Origin of the sequence: Vreelandella gomseomensis, from assembly GCF_031451645.1 — a bacterium.
Classification (GTDB): domain Bacteria; phylum Pseudomonadota; class Gammaproteobacteria; order Pseudomonadales; family Halomonadaceae; genus Vreelandella; species Vreelandella gomseomensis.
Genome location: NZ_JARWAI010000028.1, coordinates 1 through 595, shown reverse-complemented (window position 1 = coordinate 595; position 595 = coordinate 1). Strand labels below are relative to the sequence as shown.

General features: G+C 48.2%; 2 tRNA genes and 1 rRNA gene. All 3 read left to right on the top strand.

Going from position 1 to position 595, the window contains the following annotated elements:
- A 16S ribosomal RNA gene (locus QC815_RS17325) occupies positions 1–50 on the top strand; the annotation flags it as partial.
- Positions 51–165: 115 nt separating this feature from the next.
- A tRNA-Ile gene (locus tag QC815_RS17320) sits at positions 166–242 on the top strand.
- A 97-nt stretch (positions 243–339) separates the two neighbouring features.
- Positions 340–415 (top strand) — tRNA-Ala (locus tag QC815_RS17315).
- The last annotated feature ends 180 nt before the right edge of the window (positions 416–595 follow it).

Here is a 595-nt window from a genome sequence, read left to right as displayed (position 1 = left end):
AGTCGTAACAAGGTAGCCGTAGGGGAACCTGCGGCTGGATCACCTCCTTAAACGATGCATCATCCTCGCGGTAAGCGCTCACAATGAATTACCTGATCAAGTGATAGAGCAAACGGTAGCTCATTGAGCTGTTGCCGATCAGATGATCTGTGATGGCTGAATACCGGGTCTGTAGCTCAGTTGGTTAGAGCGCACCCCTGATAAGGGTGAGGTCGGCAGTTCAAGTCTGCCCAGACCCACCAAATTTGCGTAATACGTCGTTGCATTATTACTCGCATAGCAGGCTATGCGTCGCAATAATGCGCCTAGTCTTACACAAATTTGCGTGTCGTTAGTATTGGGGCCATAGCTCAGCTGGGAGAGCGCCTGCCTTGCACGCAGGAGGTCAGCGGTTCGATCCCGCTTGGCTCCACCATTCTTGTTTTCGTTACCACCGTTTGTTGTTTTGTGACCATTGATAAGTCAAAGCGCAGTGACTGCGTTGCCTTATCACTGTTCATCGAACAGTCGCTCTTTAACAATGTATATCATGCTGACATGAACGTTTTTTTAAGACGTTCATACGTAATTGTTTTGTGATACGTCTCAAGCGTAT